Raw genomic sequence first — 17,821 nt, forward strand, 5'->3', positions numbered from 1 at the left:
CGCGGAAGCGGGCGGGACATCGCCCTACGCGACAAGCATAGCGCGGCGGCTGAATTTTGCACGCCGGCCGCCCGGCCGAAGTCGGCCGCAAACGCACGCGCACCCGCCCGTCGGCGCCCTCAGCGCGACCACGCTCGAATCGTGCCGCGCCATAGCCGGCGGGCCGCCGCGTGCGATGCCGCGTCGCGCCGCCGGTGTTCCGGCCGGCCCAAAAACCCGATGCTGCGCTGCGCCACTCCTGTACAATTCGCCCTGTTTCAACCGTTCCCAGCCAGAGCCGCCGCCATGTCCGAGCCCATCGACCTCTCGCAGATCGCCCCCACGCTGAAAGCAGAAATCCTCGCGGAGGCGCTGCCGTATATCCGTCGCTACCACGGCAAGACCGTGGTCATCAAATACGGCGGCAACGCGATGACGGAAGAGCGGCTCAAGCAAGGCTTCGCGCGCGACGTGATCCTGCTGAAACTGGTCGGCATCAACCCGGTGATCGTCCACGGCGGCGGTCCGCAGATCGATCACGCGCTGAAGAAGATCGGCAAGGCCGGCACCTTCATCCAGGGCATGCGCGTCACCGACGAAGAGACGATGGAAGTCGTCGAATGGGTGCTCGGCGGCGAAGTGCAGCAGGACATCGTGATGCTAATCAACCACTTCGGCGGCCACGCGGTGGGCCTGACGGGCAAGGACGGCGGCCTGATCCACGCGCGCAAGCTGCTGATGCCGGACCGCGACAACCCGGGCCAGTACATCGACATCGGCCAGGTCGGCGAAGTCGAGGCGATCAACCCGGCCGTCGTGAAGGCGCTGCAGGACGATGCGTTCATCCCGGTGATCTCGCCGATCGGCCTCGGTCAGGACGGCCTCTCGTACAACATCAACGCAGACCTCGTCGCGGGCAAGCTCGCGACCGTGCTGAACGCCGAGAAGCTGCTGATGATGACCAACATCCCGGGCGTGATGGACAAGGACGGCAACCTGCTGACCGACCTGTCCGCACGCGAGATCGACGCACTGTTCGAGGACGGCACGATTTCGGGCGGCATGCTGCCGAAGATTTCGTCGGCGCTCGACGCGGCGAAGAGCGGCGTGAAGTCGGTGCACATCGTCGATGGCCGGATCGAGCACTCGGTGCTGCTGGAAATCCTGACCGAGCAGCCGTTCGGCACGATGATCCGCTCGCATTGAGCGCGCGCCGCCCGCCTGCCGGCTCGGCTCTGCCGGCCCCGTTGCGGCGCCGACGCATCTCGCGCAGCCGGCCGCGCGCCGGCGCGCCCGTCTGGCTGTTCGATCTCGACAACACGCTGCACCACGCGTCGCACGCGATCTTTCCGGAGATCAACCGTGCGATGACGCAATACATCATCGACGCGCTGCAGGTCGGGCGAGCCGAAGCCGACCGCCTGCGCAACGGCTACACCGAGCGCTACGGCGCCGCGCTGCTCGGCCTCACGCGCCATCACCCGATCGACCCGCACGACTTCCTGCGCGTGGTCCACACGTTTTCCGACCTGCCCGCGATGGTGCGCGCCGAGCGCGGCCTCGCGCGCATCGTCGCCGCGCTGCCGGGTCGCAAGCTGGTGCTGACCAACGCGCCGGAGCACTACGCGCGCGCGGTGCTGCACGAGCTGCGCATCGAGCGGCTGTTCGAGCGCGTGATCGCGATCGAACACATGCGCGACCGCCGTGCGTGGCGCGCCAAGCCCGACCACGCGATGCTGCGCCGGATACTGCGCGCCGCGCATGCGCGTGCGGCCGACGCGATCCTCGTCGAGGATACCCGCAGCCACCTGAAGCACTACAAGCGCCTCGGCATCGGCACGGTATGGATCACGGGGCACCTGCCGGGCCATCTGCCGGGCACCGGGCGCCCGCTTTATGTCGACCAGCGGATTCGTTCGTTAAAATCGCTGCGACTGGGCACTCGATCGGGGCGACAAAAATGCAGCCGACTCACCCGCAGGACCAAGCCGTAACGGAAGGCCAGGCCACACCCTCGCGCCCGCGCCCGAAGCCGGGCGAGCGGCGCGTGATGATCCTGCAGACGCTCGCCGCGATGCTCGAGGCGCCGAAATCCGAGAAGATCACGACCGCCGCGCTCGCGGCCCGGCTCGACGTGTCGGAAGCCGCGCTGTACCGGCACTTCGCGAGCAAGGCGAAGATGTACGAAGGGCTGATCGAGTTCATCGAGCAGTCGCTGTTCGGCCTCGTCAACCAGATCGTCGCGAAGGAGCCGAACGGCGTGCTGCAGGCACGCACGATCGCGCTGACGATGCTCAATTTCGCCGCGAAGAATCCCGGGATGACGCGCGTGCTGACGGGCGAGGCGCTCGTCGGCGAGGACGAGCGGCTCACCGAGCGCGTGAACCAGTTGCTCGACCGTATCGAGGCGACCGTCAAGCAATGCCTGCGCGTCGCGCGCACGGAAGCGGGCGCGCCCGACGGCGCGGCGCCGTTCGTGCTGCCGGCCGATTACGATCCGGCTGTGCGGGCGAGCCTGCTCGTCAGCTATGTGATCGGCAGGTGGCATCGCTTCGCGAAGGGCGGATTCCAGAAGCCGCCCGGCGAGCAGGCCGATGCGCAGTTGCGGCTGATCCTGCAGTGAGCGGCGTCTGACGGCGCGCTCGGCCACGCGCCGAAATCCGCGCTTCGCAATTTCCGCTATACTTTGCCGACCTGCCGCCCCCTTGGCGGCAGGTCGGAAGCGCGCCGATTTGCTGACTCGATTGCGGGCGCGCGAACCGGCCGGGGCCTTGGTTTCTCTTTGTCCCGGCGGTTCACTACAAATGCGGCTAAAGAGGTCGTCAGCCGCGCATCTCCGACTCCGCGCCTCGCCGACACCATTTAGCCGCCCAGTCATAAGGCGGAACGAATGGAATCGATCGGCATCGTCGCTCCACAGACCATGCACTTCGCCGAACCGCTGCGTTTGCAAAACGGCAGCGCGCTCGGCAACTATCAGCTCGTCGTCGAGACGTACGGCGAGCTCAACGCCGCGCGCTCGAACGCGGTGCTCGTCTGCCACGCACTCAACGCGTCGCATCACGTCGCCGGCGTCTACGCGGACGATCCGCGCAGCACCGGCTGGTGGGACAACATGGTCGGGCCGGCCAAGCCGCTCGACACCAACCGCTTCTTCGTGATCGGCGTAAACAACCTCGGTTCGTGCTTCGGCTCGACCGGCCCGATGAGCATCGATCCGTCGACCGGCAAGCCGTACGGCGCGAAGTTCCCGGTGGTGACCGTCGAGGACTGGGTGCATGCGCAGGCGCGCGTCGCCGACGCGTTCGGCATCGAGCGCTTTGCCGCCGTGATGGGCGGCAGCCTCGGCGGGATGCAGGCGCTCGCGTGGAGCCTGATGTATCCGGAGCGCGTCGCGCACTGCATCGACATCGCGTCGACGCCGAAGCTGTCCGCGCAGAACATCGCGTTCAACGAGGTCGCGCGCTCGGCGATCCTGTCCGACCCCGACTTCCACGGCGGCGACTATTACGCGCACGGCGTGAAACCGAAGCGCGGCCTGCGCGTCGCGCGGATGATCGGCCACATCACGTATCTGTCCGACGACGACATGGCCGAGAAATTCGGCCGGGCGCTGCGCCGCGCGGACGGCGCACTCGATGCGTACAACTTCAGCTTCGACGTCGAATTCGAGGTCGAGTCGTACCTGCGCTACCAGGGCGACAAGTTCGCCGACTACTTCGACGCGAACACCTACCTGCTGATCACGCGCGCGCTCGACTATTTCGACCCGGCGAAGGCGTTCGACGGCAACCTGACGGCCGCGCTCGCACAGACGCAAGCGAAATACCTGATCGCGAGCTTCTCGACCGACTGGCGCTTCGCGCCGGCGCGCTCGCGCGAGATCGTGAAGGCGCTGCTCGACAACAAGCGCACGGTCAGCTACGCGGAAATCGATGCGCCGCACGGCCACGACGCGTTCCTGCTCGACGACGCGCGCTATCACAACCTGATCCGCGCGTATTACGAACGAATCGCCATCGAGGTGGGAGCATGAACCAGCAAGCGCTGAATTCCCTGTCCGCGCGCGCGGACTTCCGCACGATCGCCCGCTGGGTCGAGCCGCGCTCGACCGTGCTCGACCTCGGCTGCGGCGACGGCTCGCTGCTCGCGCTGCTGATGGAGGAGCTGGACGTCACCGGCTACGGGATCGAGCTGAACGACGCGGGCGTGCTCGCGAGCGCGAAAAACGGCATCAACGTGATCCAGCAGAACCTCGAGGACGGCCTGCGCCTGTTCGAGGATCACAGCTTCGACATCGCGATCCTGTCGCAAACTTTGCAGACGATCCACCAGACGGCCGCGATCCTGCGCGAAACGGCGCGCGTCGGGCGCGAGTGCATCGTGTCGTTCCCGAACTTCGGCTACTGGTCGCACCGGCTGTCGGTGCTGCACGGCCGCATGCCGGTATCGAAATCGCTGCCGTACCAGTGGCACAACACGCCGAACGTGCGGGTGCTGACGATCAAGGATTTCGAGGCGCTCGCGCCGGAGGTCGGTGTCACGATCCTCGACCGCGTCGTGCTGCACGAAGGCCAGCCGATTCGATGGGGAGCGAACTGGCGTGGTAGTCTTGCTGTCTATCGCGTCAAGCGCAGCTGAGCCGGGGAGCCGTTGACGGAAGATCCGGCCCGCCCACGCGCGCGGCCGCCCCTCCTGCGCCCGTCCGCGCCGCCTGCGCTACCGCCGCCGTCAGTCAACGCTACCCAGTTCCACTCCATGTCGAAAACGCCACACGAGGCGCCCGCACTCACCGCTCACGAGGATCACCCCGGCTGGCGCGCCTATCTGAACACGCACATGCTGATCTGCGTGTTTCTGGGCTTCACGTCCGGGCTGCCCCTCTTCACGCTCGTCTACCTCGTGCAGGCATGGCTGCGCTCCGAAGGCGTGAACCTGAAGGAAATCGGCCTGTTCGCGCTGATCCAGTTCCCGTATACGTGGAAGTTCCTGTGGGCGCCGCTGATGGACCGCTACATCCCGCGCCTGCCCGGCTGGCGGCCGGGCCGCCGGCGCGGCTGGCTGCTGCTCACGCAGTTGCTGGTCGCGGGCGCGATCGCCGCGCTCGGCTTCGTGTCGCCGCGCGACTCGATCTGGACGGTCGCCGCGCTCACGACGCTCGTCGCGTTCTTCGGCGCGAGCGCCGACATCGTGATCGACGCGTATCGCCGCGAGCTGCTGCGCGACACCGAGCAGGGGCTCGGCAACGCGGTGCACGTGAACGCGTACAAGCTCGCCGCGCTGATCCCCGGCTCGCTGGCGCTGATCCTGTCCGACCACCTGCCGTGGGACGCGGTATTCGCGATCACCGGCGCGTTCATGCTGCCGGGCATCCTGATGACGCTCGTCGTGCGCGAGCCGGAAGTGGTCGGCACGCCGCCGCGCAACCTGCGCGACGCGATCGTGCTGCCGTTCCGTGAATTCATCCAGCGCGACGGCTGGGCCGGCGCGCTGCTCGTCATCGCGTTCATCTTCCTGTTCAAGATCGGCGACACGATGGCCACCACGCTGTCGACGTCGTTCTTCCTCGACATCGGCTTCACGCGCACCGAGATCGGCATCGTCGCGAAGACCACCGCGCTCGTCGCGAGCGTCGCCGGCGGCATCATCGGCGGCATCTGGCTCGTGAAGATCGGCATCGGCCGCGGGCTGTGGATCTTCGGCGCGCTGCAGATGGTGTCGACGCTCGGCTTCGCGTGGCTCGCGCAGCTCGGCCCCGGCTCGCCCGTGCTCGCGGTGCTCTACGACTTCACCGTTTCGACGAGCCATGCGATCGCTTCGGCGCTGTCGGTGTTCGGCATTGCCGTCGCGCCGCAATTCAGCCCGATGACGGTCGCGCTCGCAATCGTCTACGGCTTCGAAACCTTCACGACCGGCCTGACGATGGCCGCGTTCGTCGCGTATATCGCGAGCACGACCGACCCGCGCTACACGGCCACGCAGTTCGCGCTGTTCACGAGCCTCGCGTCGGTGCCGCGCACGCTCGCGTCGGCCGCGAGCGGCTTCGTCGTCGCGAAGATCGGCTGGTACGACTACTTCATCGTGTGCACCGCGCTCGCGATTCCCGGCATGCTGCTGCTGTTCAGGATCGCGCCGTGGAACGGTGCCGCCCGCAACGGCGAGGCCAGCCGTGCTCAGTAAGCGCCTGCATCGCGTCGCGCGCGTTGCGGCTTCGCTGAGCGTCGGCGCCGCGGCACTCGCCGCGGGGTTCGCGCACGCGGCCGACACCGGCTCGGCCGCGGCGGGCTCCGCGCCGGCCGCGGCGCAGGCAACGCCATCCACACCGGCGACTTCCGCCGCGCCCGCCGCGCCGTCCGCCGCCGAAGCCGCGCAGCCGACCGGCGGCGCCGTGTCGACGAAGACGTATACGCCGACGCCGCAGCAGGTCCGCTACGGCAACGAGATCGCGTTCCGCACGCTGCTTCCGTCGCCGCTGCTCGAGCAGCTCACCGCGAGCGAGTACGCGCAGATCGTGCAGGCGGCCGCCGACGGCAACCGCCTGCTGGCCGCGAACCAGCCGCGCGTGAAGCGCCTGCGCGCGATCGTCGCGAAGCTCGCGCCGTATTCGGTGAAGTGGAACGATCGCGTAAAGAACTGGGCATGGGACGTCAACGCGATCCGCTCGCGCGACATCCGCCTGACCTGCCTGCCGGGCGGCAAGGTGCTCGTGTACGGCGGCCTGCTCGACCGCATCCGCCTGAACGACGACGAGCTCGGCGTGCTGCTCGCGCACGGCATCGCGCACGCGCTGCGCGAACACGCGCGCAGCAACTTCGGCGCAGCCTCGCAGACGTCGCTGCGCGCGGCCACGCTGCCGCCGCTGTTCGGCGTCGGCGATCCGCTGCCGCAGGCACTGAACCTCGGCGAGCGCCTGCAGACGCTCCACTACGATCCGACCGACGAGACCGAAGCCGACGTGATCGGCGGCGACATCGCCGCACGCGCGGGCTTCGATCCGCGCGCGGCGATCACGCTGTGGGACAAGCTCGCGGTCGCGACACGCGCGAACAAGACGACGGGCTTCATCTACACGCACCCGTACAGCACGGCGCGGCGCCAGGATCTGCTGAACCGGCTGCCGGACCTGATGCCGCTGTACGCGAAGGCGACGGGCAAACGCGTCGAATCGCTGCCCGACTACGCGGGCATCAGCGCGCAGCGACGCAAGATCGTGCGGCGCTGAGCGGCCCGCGAAGCCGATCGTTTCATGCGCCGGCGTTGGCCGCGGCCGGCTTGGCCGACGCCGCGCCCGCCGCACGGCTGCCGCTCTCGCGCATCCAGCGCAGTTCGTCACCCGGGCTGCGGCCGAACAGCCGCTTGAATTCGCGGCTGAACTGCGACGCGCTCGCATAGCCGACCCGCGCGGCCGCCGTGCCGGCACCCACTCCGTCGCGCACCATCATCAGCCGCGCCTGATGCAGCCGCGCGGTCTTCACGTACTGCATCGGCGACGTCGCCGTCACGTGCTTGAACTGCGCGTGGAACACCGCGAGGCTCATCCCGGCTTCGCGCGCGAGCGTCTCGACGTCGAGATCGGCCTTCAGCTCCGCATGAATGCGCCGCAACGCCTTCGCGATGCGACCGAAATGATGCTGCTGCACGAGCGCCGCGCGCATCGCGTCGCCCTGCTCGCCGGTCAGCACGCGATACGCGATCTCGCGCATGATCGCCGGCCCCAGCACGCGCGTGTCGTGCGGCGAGGCGAGCGCCTCGAGCAGCCGCACGACCGCGTCGGCCAGCGGCGCGTCGAGCGGGGTCGAATAGATGCCGAGCGGCTCGCTGACGGCCGCGCCGAGCGTCTCGTCGAGCAGGATCGCGAGTTCGGCGATCACCGCGAGATCGACGCGGATCGAGATCGCGAGAAACGGCTCCTCCATGCTCGCGAACGTCTCGCACTCGAACGGCAGCGGCACCGACAGCACCAGGTATTGCTGCGCGTCGTACACGAACGAACGATCGCCCAGATAGCCGAGCTTGCGCCCCTGGCACACGACGATGATGCTCGGCTCGTACAGAACGGGCATGCGCGGCGCGGGATGAGTCACGCGGATGAAGCGCACGCCGTCGAGCGCCGCGAGCGTGTCGCCCTCGTTCGGCGCGAGGCGCGTATGCAGTTCGATCATGCGGCGCCGCACGCGCTCGGCCGCGTCGGCCAAAAGGGGCTGGAAGCTCATCGGCATGGTCCTGTCCGGCAAGAGAATCTGGCTCGCAATGTAGCACCGTGAACGTATTTTGACGGCTGTTCGCGGGCAATTCGAGAGGAATAGGCAAATCTTCCAGACCTTCGGGTATTTCGCCGCGGCGGTGCGCTCCTTACGATAGGCACCTGTCTCGCCGCATCGCCACATGGTGCGGCGGCAGTCTGTTTCGCCGGATGTTTTCCGGACAAGGAGCCATTGCATGAGCACAACCTATGCCTACGCAGCGACCGATTCGCAGTCGCCGCTCGCCCCGTTCGAATTCCAGCGTCGCGCGCTGCGCGACCTCGACGTCCAGATCGACGTCCTCTACTGCGGCGTCTGCCACTCGGATCTTCACCAGGCGCGCAACGAATGGCGCAACACGATCTATCCGGTCGTGCCCGGCCATGAAATCGTCGGCCGCGTGACCGCGACCGGCCCGCAAGTGTCGCGCTTCAAGGTCGGCGAGCTGGTCGGCGTCGGCTGCCTCGTCGATTCGTGCCGCACCTGCGCGAGCTGCGCGGAAGGTCTCGAACAGTATTGCGAGAACGGCTTCGTCGGCACCTACAACGGTCAGGATCGCGTGACCGGCGACATCACGTACGGCGGCTATTCGACGCAGCTCGTCGTCGACGAGGCGTTCGTGCTGCGCGTGCCGGACACGCTCGACCCGGCCGGCGCCGCGCCTCTGCTGTGCGCGGGGATCACGACCTATTCGCCGCTGCGCCAGTGGAACGTCGGCCCGGGCAAGAAGGTCGGGATCGTCGGCCTCGGCGGCCTCGGCCACATGGGCGTGAAGCTCGCGCGCGCGATGGGCGCGCACGTCGTGCTGTTCACGACGTCGCCGTCGAAGATCGAGGACGGCAAGCGGCTCGGCGCGCACGAAGTGGTGATCTCGAAGGACGAAGCGCAGATGAACGCGCACCTGAACAGCTTCGACTTCATCCTGAACACGGTCGCCGCGCAGCACGACCTGAATCCGTTCCTGAACCTGCTGAAGCGCGACGGGACGATGACGCTCGTCGGTGCGCCGGAGCACGATCATCCGTCGCCGCAGGTGTTCAACCTGATCTTCAAGCGCCGCCGCCTCGCGGGTTCGCTGATCGGCGGGATCGCGGAAACGCAGGAAATGCTCGACTTCTGCGCGGAGCACGGGATCACCTCCGATATCGAGACGATTCCGATGCAGCAGATCAACACGGCCTACGAGCGGATGCTGAAGAGCGACGTTAAGTACCGGTTCGTGATCGACATGGCGTCGATCAAGCAGTAAGCCGCGTCAAACGCAACGGGCCGCATGTTCGACATGCGGCCCGTTCTGCATTCGGCGGCTACGCGCACCGCGTAGCCCAGGAATCACTTCTGGTAGTCGTAGTCGATCGTCAGCGGCGCGTGATCGCTGAACTTGATGTCCTTGAAGATCGACGTGCTTTTCGCGGTGCCGGCCACACCCGGGGTCGCGATCTGGTAATCGATCCGCCACCCGACGTTCTTCGCGTACGCCTGGCCGCGGTTGCTCCACCACGTGTACTGCTCGGGGCGCGGGTCGAGCGTGCGGAACACGTCGACGTAGCCGACGTCGTCGAACAGCTTCGTGAGCCACTCGCGCTCTTCCGGCAGGCAGCCCGAGTTCTTCTGGTTGCTCTTCCAGTTCTTGATGTCGATTTCCTTGTGGACGATGTTCACGTCGCCGCACAGGATCACCTCTCGCTTCTTCTTCAGCGCGGCGAGGTGCGGCATGAATTCGGCCATGAAGCGGTACTTCGCCTGCTGGCGCTCTTCGCCGCTCGATCCGGACGGCACGTACACCGACACGACCGACAGCTTGCCGTAGCGCGCCTCGACGTAGCGCCCTTCGGCATCGAATTCGCTGCTGCCGAAGCCGATAATCACGTCATCGGGCTCGCGGCGGCTGTACACGCCCGCGCCGCTGTAACCCTTCTTCTCGGCGTGGTGGAAATAGCTCTTGAAGCCGTGCGGCTCGACGAATTCGGCCGGCAGGTCGTCGGCCGATACCTTGATTTCCTGCACGCACACGCAATCGGCGTTCTGCTCGCCGAGCCAGTCGAAGAAGCCCTTCTTCGCGGCGGAGCGGATGCCGTTCAGGTTGGCGGTGATCACTCGCATCATGTCGGGTTCCGTTCAGTTCGATGTTTTTACAGGGTGGCAGCTTAGCGGATCTTCACGCCTTCGAGCTCGGGCTTCGGCGGCGGGAATTCCAGCTTCATGTCGGTCATCGTGCGCAGCAGCAGCTCGGCGATCATCACGTTGCGGTGCGTCTTCGAATTCGCCGGGATCACGTACCACGGCGCGTGCTCGGCCGACGTCGCGGCGAGCGCTTCGCGGTACGCGGACTGGTAGGCATCCCAGTGCTTGCGCGCGTCGAGATCGGAGATGTCGAATTTCCAGTGCTTGGTCGGGTCGTCGATGCGCGCCTGCAGCCGCGCGCGCTGCTCGTCCTTCGAGATGTGCAGGAAGCACTTGACGATGGTCGTGCCGTTCTCGAACAGCATCGTCTCGAAATCGCGGATCTGCCGGTAGCGGCGCTCGCACTCCTTGTCGCCGATCGCGCCGAGCACGCGCGGCACGAGGACGTCTTCGTAGTGGCTGCGGTTAAAGATCGCGAGTTCGCCCGCCGCCGGCACCTGCGCATGCACGCGCCACAGAAAGTCGTGCGCGGCCTCGATCGGCGTCGGCGCCTTGAACGGCACGATGCGCAGGCCGAGCGGATCGACCTCGCGAAACACCGCGCGCACGGTGCCGTCCTTGCCGCTCGTGTCCATCCCCTGCAGCACGAGCAGCACGCGCTTCTTCTGCTGCGTGTGCAGGCGCTCCTGCTGCACGTCGAGCTCGGTCGAGACGACCGACAGCCGTTCGCGGTCGGCCTCCTTCGAGCCGGACGAAAACGGCTTCGCGGCCGGGTCGAACGCATCGAGCTTGAATGCGGCGGCTTCCTTCTCGCGCGTGCTGTAGGGCACGCGGAAATCGTCGAGCGACGGTTGTTTCGCCATTCGTTCCTCCTTGGGCGGTGTGGTGCATACGATACCGCATCCACCAAACGCAACGGGCCGCCCCGAACTGGTTCGGAGCGGCCCGTCGTCAAGCGCGGTTCAGGCGCGCGCGCATGCTCAGCCGAGCTTCTTCTTCAGCAGTTCGTTGACCTGCTGCGGATTGGCCTTGCCCTTCGTCGCCTTCATCGCCTGGCCGATCAGCGCGTTGAACGCCTTTTCCTTGCCCGCGCGGAACTCCTCGACCGACTTCGCGTTCGCCGCGAGCACCTCGTCGATGATCGCTTCCAGCGCGCCGGTGTCGGAGATCTGCTTGAGCCCCTTCGCGTCGATGATGCGGTCGGCCGCGGCTTCGTCGTCCGCCTTCTCGTCCCAGATCGTGGCGAAGATTTCCTTCGCGATCTTGTTCGAGATCGTGCCGTCGGCGATGCGCTGCAGCAACAGCGCGAGCTGCGCGGCCGACACCGGAATCGCATCGATCTCGATGCCGTCGCGGTTCAGTTGCGACGACACGTCGCCCATCAGCCAGTTCGCGACGATCTTCGCGTTCGCCGCGCCGGCCTTCGCGACCACCGCTTCGAAGTACGCGGCCATCGCCTTACTCGACGTCAGCACGCCCGCGTCGTACGCGGACACGCCGTACTCGTCGACGAAGCGCTGCTGCATCGCCGCCGGCAGCTCCGGCATGCCGGACTGCACGCGCTCGACCCAGTCCCGGCCGATCACGAGCGGCATCAGGTCGGGATCGGGGAAGTAGCGGTAATCGTGCGCGTCTTCCTTGCTGCGCATCGAACGCGTCTCGCGCTTGTCCGGATCGTACAGGCGCGTTTCCTGCACGACTTCGCCGCCGTCCTCGATCAGTTCGATCTGGCGGCGCACTTCGTAGTTGATCGCTTCCTCGAGGAACCTGAACGAGTTCAGGTTCTTGATTTCCGCGCGCGTGCCGAACTTCTCCTGGCCGACCGGGCGCACCGACACGTTCGCATCGCAGCGGAACGAGCCTTCCTGCATGTTGCCGTCGCAGATGCCGAGCCACACGACGAGCCCGTGCAGCGCCTTCGCGTATGCGACGGCCTCGGCCGCGCTGCGCATTTCCGGCTCGGTGACGATCTCGAGCAGCGGCGTGCCCGCGCGGTTCAGGTCGATCCCGGTCATCCCGGCGAAGTCTTCATGCAGCGACTTGCCCGCGTCTTCCTCGAGGTGCGCACGGGTGAGGTTGACCGTCTTCTCGTACGCGGCCTTGCCGGCCTTCTCGTTGGCGGGCACCTGGATCGTGATCCGGCCGCCCTGCACGACCGGAATCTCGTACTGGCTGATCTGATAGCCCTTCGGCAGATCGGGGTAGAAATAATTCTTGCGCGCGAAGATGCTGCGCGGCGCGATGGTCGAGCCGATCGCGAGGCCGAAGCGGATCGCCCGCTCGACCGCGCCGCGGTTCAGCACCGGCAGCACGCCCGGCAGCGCCAGGTCGACCGGGCACGCCTGCGTGTTCGGGTCGGCGCCGAACTGCGTCGATGCGCCCGAGAAAATCTTCGAGACGGTCGACAGTTGCGCGTGCGTTTCGAGACCGATAACGACTTCCCATTGAGTCATGGTGCTTACACTCCTGCCGGTACTTGCTTGTGCCAGTCGGTCGCGCGCTGGAACGCGTCGGCGACCTGCAGCATCCGGGCTTCGTTGAAATAGTTGCCGATGATCTGCAGACCGACCGGGCGCTTCGCGTTCGCGCCCGCGCCGAAGCCGCACGGCACGCTCATGCCGGGCAGACCGGCGAGGCTCACCGACAGCGTGTAGATATCCGCGAGATACATCTGCACCGGATCGTCGCCCTTCGCGCCGAGATCCCATGCGACCGTCGGCGATGCCGGGCCCATGATCACGTCGCAGGACTTGAACGCTTCCTGGAAATCGTTGGCGATGATGCGGCGGATCTTCTGCGCCTGCAGGTAATACGCGTCGTAGTAGCCGTGCGACAGCACGTACGCGCCGACCAGAATCCGGCGCTTCACCTCGGGGCCGAAGCCTTCGGCGCGCGACTTCTTGTACATGTCGAGCAGATCGCCGTACTGCGCGGCGCGGTGGCCGAAGCGCACGCCGTCGAAACGCGACAGGTTCGACGATGCCTCGGCCGGCGCGATCACGTAGTACACGGGGATCGACAGTTCCGTCTTCGGCAGCGACACGGGCACGAGGGTCGCGCCGAGCGCTTCGTATTGCTTGAGCGCCGCGTCGATCGTCGCGCGCACGTCGTCTGCGAGGCCCTCGCCGAAATACTCGTTCGGCAAGCCGATGCGCAGGCCGGCGAGCGGCTTGGCCGCATCGTTGCCGGCCGCCCACGGCTGGCCGAGGTGGCGCGTGAAATCCTCGTCGTCGCGCTCGAGGCTCGTCGAGTCGCGCTCGTCGAAACCGGCCATCGCGTTCAGCAGCAGCGCGCAGTCGGACGCGCTCTGCGCCATCGGGCCGCCCTGGTCGAGCGACGACGCGAACGCGATCATCCCGTAGCGCGACACGCGGCCGTAGGTCGGCTTGATGCCGGTCACGCCCGCGAACGACGCGGGCTGGCGGATCGAGCCGCCGGTGTCGGTGCCGGTCGCGGCCGGCGCGAGGCGCGCGGCGACGGCGGCCGAGCTGCCGCCCGAGCTGCCGCCCGGCACCGCGTTCGTGTCCCACGGGTTCTTCACCGCGCCGAACGCGGAATTCTCGTTCGACGAGCCCATCGCGAACTCGTCCATGTTGGTCTTGCCGAGCGTGACCATGCCGGCCGCCTGCAGGCGGGCGACCACGGTCGCGTCGAACGGGCTCTCGTAATTCGCGAGCATCTTCGAGCCGGCGGTCGAGCGCCAGCCGCGCGTGACGAACACATCCTTGTGCGCGATCGGCAGGCCGGTCAACGCGCCGCCCGCGCCGCGCGCGAGATCGGCGTCGGCGGCTTTCGCCTGCGCGAGGGTGAGGTCGGCGTCGACATGGACGAACGCGTTCAGGTCGCGCGCGGCGTCGATCCGTTTCAGATAGAGCTGCGCGAGCTCGACGGCCGAGCATTCCTTGGCGGCGAGCGCGGCGCGCAGTTCGGTCAGGCTTTTTGCGTGCATTGAGTGGTTTTCCTGGGAATTCTGGGTGGCGCGCGGCGCTGGCCGGCCGGCGCGCTTTTCATCGAACGCTTACTCGATCACCTTCGGCACGAGATAGAGGCCGTCCTGGACGGCCGGCGCCGGACGCTGGTTGTCGTCGCGATCGACGACTTCCGTCACGGCGTCGTCGCGCAGGCGCTGCGCGACTTCCTGGATCTGTTCGATCGGGTGGGCAAGCGGCGCGATGCCGGCGGTGTCGACCGCCTGCATCCGTTCGACGAGGTCGAAGAATTCATTGAGCTGGCCGAGCATGTGCTCGGCGTCGGCGTCGGCCATTTCGAGTCGCGCGAGGTGCGCGATGCGTTTCACATCGGTCAGGGTCAGGGCCATGCGATCACCGGAAAAACAAGGCTGCGCAGTGCATCGAAAGCAGCACTGCGGCGGGGGGTTGGAGGGTGCGATCCCACCCTCAAAAATCGGGGCCGAAGCGGCAAAAATACCGCCCGTTTCGATTCAAATACCGTGAAATTATAAGGTATCATTACGCGTTCGACCCAAACCCGGCAGCCTTTTCCCGCACCGTTTCGCCCACTTCGGCAAGCCGTGCGTGCTTCGTGCGATCCCCGGTAGACATCACTCGCAGCTTCGTGCGCCGCGGCGGCCGCTTCCGCCACGCTTCCCGAGGCTGTTATTTTTTCCGCTGCCGCCCTCAGCGCTCCTCGCTACACAGGGCCGGCTCAGAGCGAAACAGGATTCTGAATGTTCGGTTTTTTGCGCAGCTACTTCTCCAACGATCTCGCGATCGACCTCGGCACCGCAAACACCCTGATCTACATGCGCGGCAAGGGCATCGTGCTCGATGAGCCGTCCGTCGTGTCGATCCGCCAGGAAGGCGGCCCCAACGGCAAGAAGACGATCCAGGCGGTCGGCAAGGAAGCCAAGCAGATGCTCGGCAAGGTGCCGGGCAACATCGAGGCGATCCGCCCGATGAAGGACGGCGTGATCGCCGACTTCACCGTCACCGAGCAGATGATCAAGCAGTTCATCAAGACGGCCCACGAGTCGCGCATGTTCTCGCCGTCGCCGCGCATCATCATCTGCGTGCCGTGCGGCTCGACCCAGGTCGAGCGCCGCGCGATCAAGGAAGCGGCGCATGGCGCCGGCGCGTCGCAGGTCTACCTGATCGAGGAGCCGATGGCGGCCGCGATCGGCGCGGGGCTGCCGGTGTCGGAAGCCACCGGCTCGATGGTCGTCGACATCGGCGGCGGCACGACCGAAGTCGGCGTGATCTCGCTCGGCGGCATCGTCTACAAAGGCTCGGTGCGCGTCGGCGGCGACAAGTTCGACGAGGCGATCGTCAACTACATCCGCCGCAACTACGGGATGCTGATCGGCGAGCAAACCGCCGAGGCGATCAAGAAGGAAATCGGCTCCGCGTTCCCGGGCTCCGAAGTCAAGGAAATGGAAGTCAAGGGCCGCAACCTTTCGGAAGGCATCCCGCGCAGCTTCACGATCTCCAGCAACGAAATTCTCGAAGCGCTGACCGATCCGCTGAACCAGATCGTGTCGTCGGTGAAGATCGCGCTCGAACAGACGCCGCCGGAACTCGGCGCCGACATCGCCGAACGCGGGATGATGCTGACGGGCGGCGGCGCGCTGCTGCGCGACCTCGACCGCCTGCTCGCGGAAGAAACCGGCCTGCCGGTGCTCGTCGCGGAAGATCCGCTGACCTGTGTCGTGCGCGGTTCGGGCATGGCGCTCGAGCGCATGGACAAGCTGGGCAGCATCTTCTCGTACGAGTGATCGCCTAAGCAGTCCCGTTTGATATGACGCACCCGCGGCGTGGCCGGATCGCTCGTTCAGAACGAACCGCCGCGCCGTTTGCGCGTCTGAGCATTATTTAACCGATCACACGCGCCCGGCGCCGACCATGGAATACAGTCCGCCGCCCCTCTTCAAGCAAGGTCCGCCCGCGCTCGCGCGGCTCATCTTCTTCGTCGCCCTCGCCATCGCGCTCCTCGTGTCGGACGCGCGCTTCAGCACGCTCGAAATCGTGCGCGGCGTGCTCGGCACCGTGCTCTACCCGCTGCAACGCGCGGCGCTCGTCCCGCGCGACCTGTTCATGGGCGCGGCCGACATCGCCGTCACCGGCGCGTCGCTGCGCCACGAGAACGACGACCTGCGCAAGCGCAACCTGCAGCTGTCCACGCAGGCCAACCAGGCCGCCGTGCTCACACAGGAAAACGCGCACCTGCGCGCGGTGCTCGAGCTGCGCCAGCACATCGCAACGCAATCGACGCCGGTCGAGATCCAGTACGACACGAGCGATCCGTTCACGCAGAAGATCGTGGTCGGGCAAGGCTCGCAGCAAGGCATCCAGGACGGCTCGCCCGTCGTCAGCGAGGACGGCGTGATCGGCCAGGTCACGCGCGTGTTCCCGCTGCAATCCGAAGTCACGCTGGTCACCGACCGCGATCTCGCGATTCCCGTGCAGGTGCTGCGCACCGGCCTGCGCAGCGTGATCTACGGCACGCCGAAGGGCGATTCGCTCGACCTGCGCTTCGTGCCGACGAGCGCGGATCTCGTCGCCGGCGACGAGCTCATCACGAGCGGCCTCGACGGCGTCTATCCGCCCGGCCTGCCGGTCGCGAAGGTCGTGCGCGTCGACAAGCTCGCCGATACCGCATTCGCCCGCGTGACCTGCGCACCGGTCGCGGCCGTGCGCGGCGCGCGCCAGATGCTCGTGCTGCATTACCGGAACGACATCCCGCCGCGCCCGGCCGAGCCCGATCCCGCCGCCGACAAGAACGCGAAGGGCAAGAAGGGCGCGAAAGCCGCCGCGAAGGCCGAGAAAGCCGACGCGAACGCGAAACCGGCCGCCGCGACCCAGCCCGCCGCTGCGAAGCCGGCGCCGGCTGCCCCCGCCGCGCCGGCCAAGCCCGTCGCCGGGCAATCAGGAGCCCAGCGATGAACCGCCCGCAATACATCCTGCAGCCGGTCAATCCGTACTTCATCGTCTTCAGCCTCGCCGCCGCATTCCTGCTGAACCTGATGCCGTGGGGCCGCCTGCCCGGCGTGCCCGACTTCGTCGCGCTCGTGCTGCTGTTCTGGAACATCCACCAGCCGCGCAAGGTCGGGATGGGCGTCGCGTTCGCGCTCGGCATCCTGATGGACGTGCACGATGCGGGGCTGCTCGGCGAGCACGCGCTCGCCTATACGCTGCTGTCGTACGGCGCGATCACGATCCATCGCCGCGTGCTGTGGATGCCGATCGGCGTGCAGGTGCTGTACGTCACGCCGCTGCTGGTCGGCGCGCAGCTCGTGCCGTTCGTGATCCGCCTGCTGATGGGCGCCGCGTTCCCCGGCTGGCGCTATCTGGTCGACGGTTTCGTCGAAGCCGCGCTGTGGCCAATCGCGAGCCATCTGCTGCTGATGCCGCAACGCCGCCCGGTGGACCCGGACGATACGCGCCCGATCTGAGCCGGACCGACCTTGAATACCCGCCGCCCCCACGCCCGCCGCGCGCCGCGCTCCGGGGCGGCACCTC

The 17,821-nt window shown here is 67.1% G+C and carries 17 protein-coding genes; 11 read left to right on the forward strand and 6 right to left on the reverse strand.

The annotated features are described in order from the left end of the window. Window positions 1-285: 285 nt before the first annotated feature. From argB to CFB46_RS03725, 7 genes are all read left to right on the forward strand, one after another. Entirely contained in the window at window positions 286-1,185 is a 900-nt protein-coding gene (argB, locus tag CFB46_RS03690) for an acetylglutamate kinase (RefSeq protein ID WP_027785735.1), read from the forward strand. After that, on the forward strand, window positions 1,182-1,973 hold the full coding sequence (locus CFB46_RS03695) for an HAD-IA family hydrolase (RefSeq protein WP_027785736.1): 792 nt from the start codon (window positions 1,182-1,184) through the stop codon (window positions 1,971-1,973). The genes argB and CFB46_RS03695 overlap by 4 nt, the downstream gene beginning before the upstream one ends. Beyond that, the gene (gene slmA / locus CFB46_RS03700; RefSeq protein WP_027785737.1) at window positions 1,940-2,602 is read left to right on the forward strand and encodes a nucleoid occlusion factor SlmA; all 663 of its coding nucleotides are present in this window, start codon (window positions 1,940-1,942) and stop codon (window positions 2,600-2,602) included. Before CFB46_RS03695 ends, slmA begins: the two co-directional genes overlap by 34 nt. Before the next feature lie 267 nt (window positions 2,603-2,869). Further along, window positions 2,870-4,015, forward strand: a complete 1,146-nt coding sequence (gene metX, locus CFB46_RS03710; RefSeq protein ID WP_027785738.1) for a homoserine O-succinyltransferase MetX — start codon at window positions 2,870-2,872, stop codon at window positions 4,013-4,015. Next, on the forward strand, window positions 4,012-4,620 hold the full coding sequence (metW, locus tag CFB46_RS03715) for a methionine biosynthesis protein MetW (RefSeq protein WP_021156285.1): 609 nt from the start codon (window positions 4,012-4,014) through the stop codon (window positions 4,618-4,620). Before metX ends, metW begins: the two co-directional genes overlap by 4 nt. Before the next feature lie 117 nt (window positions 4,621-4,737). After that, on the forward strand, window positions 4,738-6,159 hold the full coding sequence (locus tag CFB46_RS03720; protein ID WP_027785739.1) for an AmpG family muropeptide MFS transporter: 1,422 nt from the start codon (window positions 4,738-4,740) through the stop codon (window positions 6,157-6,159). Next, on the forward strand, window positions 6,149-7,201 hold the full coding sequence (locus CFB46_RS03725) for a M48 family metallopeptidase (protein ID WP_089499332.1): 1,053 nt from the start codon (window positions 6,149-6,151) through the stop codon (window positions 7,199-7,201). The genes CFB46_RS03720 and CFB46_RS03725 overlap by 11 nt, the downstream gene beginning before the upstream one ends. 22 nt (window positions 7,202-7,223) lie before the next feature. Here CFB46_RS03725 and CFB46_RS03730 read toward each other — a convergent pair whose 3' ends face one another. Beyond that, on the reverse strand, window positions 7,224-8,192 hold the full coding sequence (locus CFB46_RS03730; protein WP_027785741.1) for an AraC family transcriptional regulator: 969 nt from the start codon (window positions 8,190-8,192) through the stop codon (window positions 7,224-7,226). A gap of 226 nt (window positions 8,193-8,418) precedes the next feature. On the opposite strand from CFB46_RS03730, the gene CFB46_RS03735 reads away from it, so the two are divergent. Next, the gene (locus tag CFB46_RS03735) at window positions 8,419-9,471 is read left to right on the forward strand and encodes an NAD(P)-dependent alcohol dehydrogenase (protein ID WP_027785742.1); all 1,053 of its coding nucleotides are present in this window, start codon (window positions 8,419-8,421) and stop codon (window positions 9,469-9,471) included. An 83-nt stretch (window positions 9,472-9,554) separates the two neighbouring features. Here the strand turns inward: CFB46_RS03735 and CFB46_RS03740 are convergent, their stop codons facing one another. The 5 genes from CFB46_RS03740 to gatC all read right to left on the reverse strand — a co-directional run bounded on the left by CFB46_RS03740 (window position 9,555) and on the right by gatC (window position 14,664). Further along, on the reverse strand, window positions 9,555-10,328 hold the full coding sequence (locus tag CFB46_RS03740) for an exodeoxyribonuclease III (protein WP_027785743.1): 774 nt from the start codon (window positions 10,326-10,328) through the stop codon (window positions 9,555-9,557). A 41-nt stretch (window positions 10,329-10,369) separates the two neighbouring features. After that, complete coding sequence (locus CFB46_RS03745; RefSeq protein WP_027785744.1) at window positions 10,370-11,209, reverse strand: polyphosphate kinase 2 family protein; 840 nt, start codon at window positions 11,207-11,209, stop codon at window positions 10,370-10,372. Between the two features lie 117 nt (window positions 11,210-11,326). Beyond that, window positions 11,327-12,799 carry an Asp-tRNA(Asn)/Glu-tRNA(Gln) amidotransferase subunit GatB gene (gatB, locus tag CFB46_RS03750; RefSeq protein ID WP_027785745.1) on the reverse strand — a complete coding sequence of 491 codons (1,473 nt, stop codon included), beginning with the start codon at window positions 12,797-12,799 and terminating at the stop codon, window positions 11,327-11,329. 5 nt (window positions 12,800-12,804) lie between these two features. After that, window positions 12,805-14,295, reverse strand: a complete 1,491-nt coding sequence (gatA, locus tag CFB46_RS03755) for an Asp-tRNA(Asn)/Glu-tRNA(Gln) amidotransferase subunit GatA (protein ID WP_027785746.1) — start codon at window positions 14,293-14,295, stop codon at window positions 12,805-12,807. A gap of 69 nt (window positions 14,296-14,364) precedes the next feature. Next, complete coding sequence (gene gatC / locus CFB46_RS03760) at window positions 14,365-14,664, reverse strand: Asp-tRNA(Asn)/Glu-tRNA(Gln) amidotransferase subunit GatC (RefSeq protein WP_089499282.1); 300 nt, start codon at window positions 14,662-14,664, stop codon at window positions 14,365-14,367. Between the two features lie 369 nt (window positions 14,665-15,033). Between gatC and CFB46_RS03765 the strand changes: the two genes are divergently transcribed. The 3 genes from CFB46_RS03765 (at window position 15,034) to mreD (ending at window position 17,754) form a co-directional block, all read left to right on the forward strand. Further along, entirely contained in the window at window positions 15,034-16,077 is a 1,044-nt protein-coding gene (locus CFB46_RS03765) for a rod shape-determining protein (protein ID WP_004189550.1), read from the forward strand. A gap of 127 nt (window positions 16,078-16,204) precedes the next feature. After that, window positions 16,205-17,245, forward strand: a complete 1,041-nt coding sequence (gene mreC / locus CFB46_RS03770; protein WP_027785748.1) for a rod shape-determining protein MreC — start codon at window positions 16,205-16,207, stop codon at window positions 17,243-17,245. Beyond that, window positions 17,242-17,754: a rod shape-determining protein MreD gene (gene mreD / locus CFB46_RS03775; protein ID WP_027785749.1), complete on the forward strand. Its 513-nt coding sequence runs from the start codon at window positions 17,242-17,244 to the stop codon at window positions 17,752-17,754. Before mreC ends, mreD begins: the two co-directional genes overlap by 4 nt. Window positions 17,755-17,821 lie beyond the last annotated feature (67 nt).

The sequence above is a fragment of the Burkholderia sp. HI2761 genome (assembly GCF_002223355.1).
Taxonomy (GTDB): domain Bacteria; phylum Pseudomonadota; class Gammaproteobacteria; order Burkholderiales; family Burkholderiaceae; genus Burkholderia.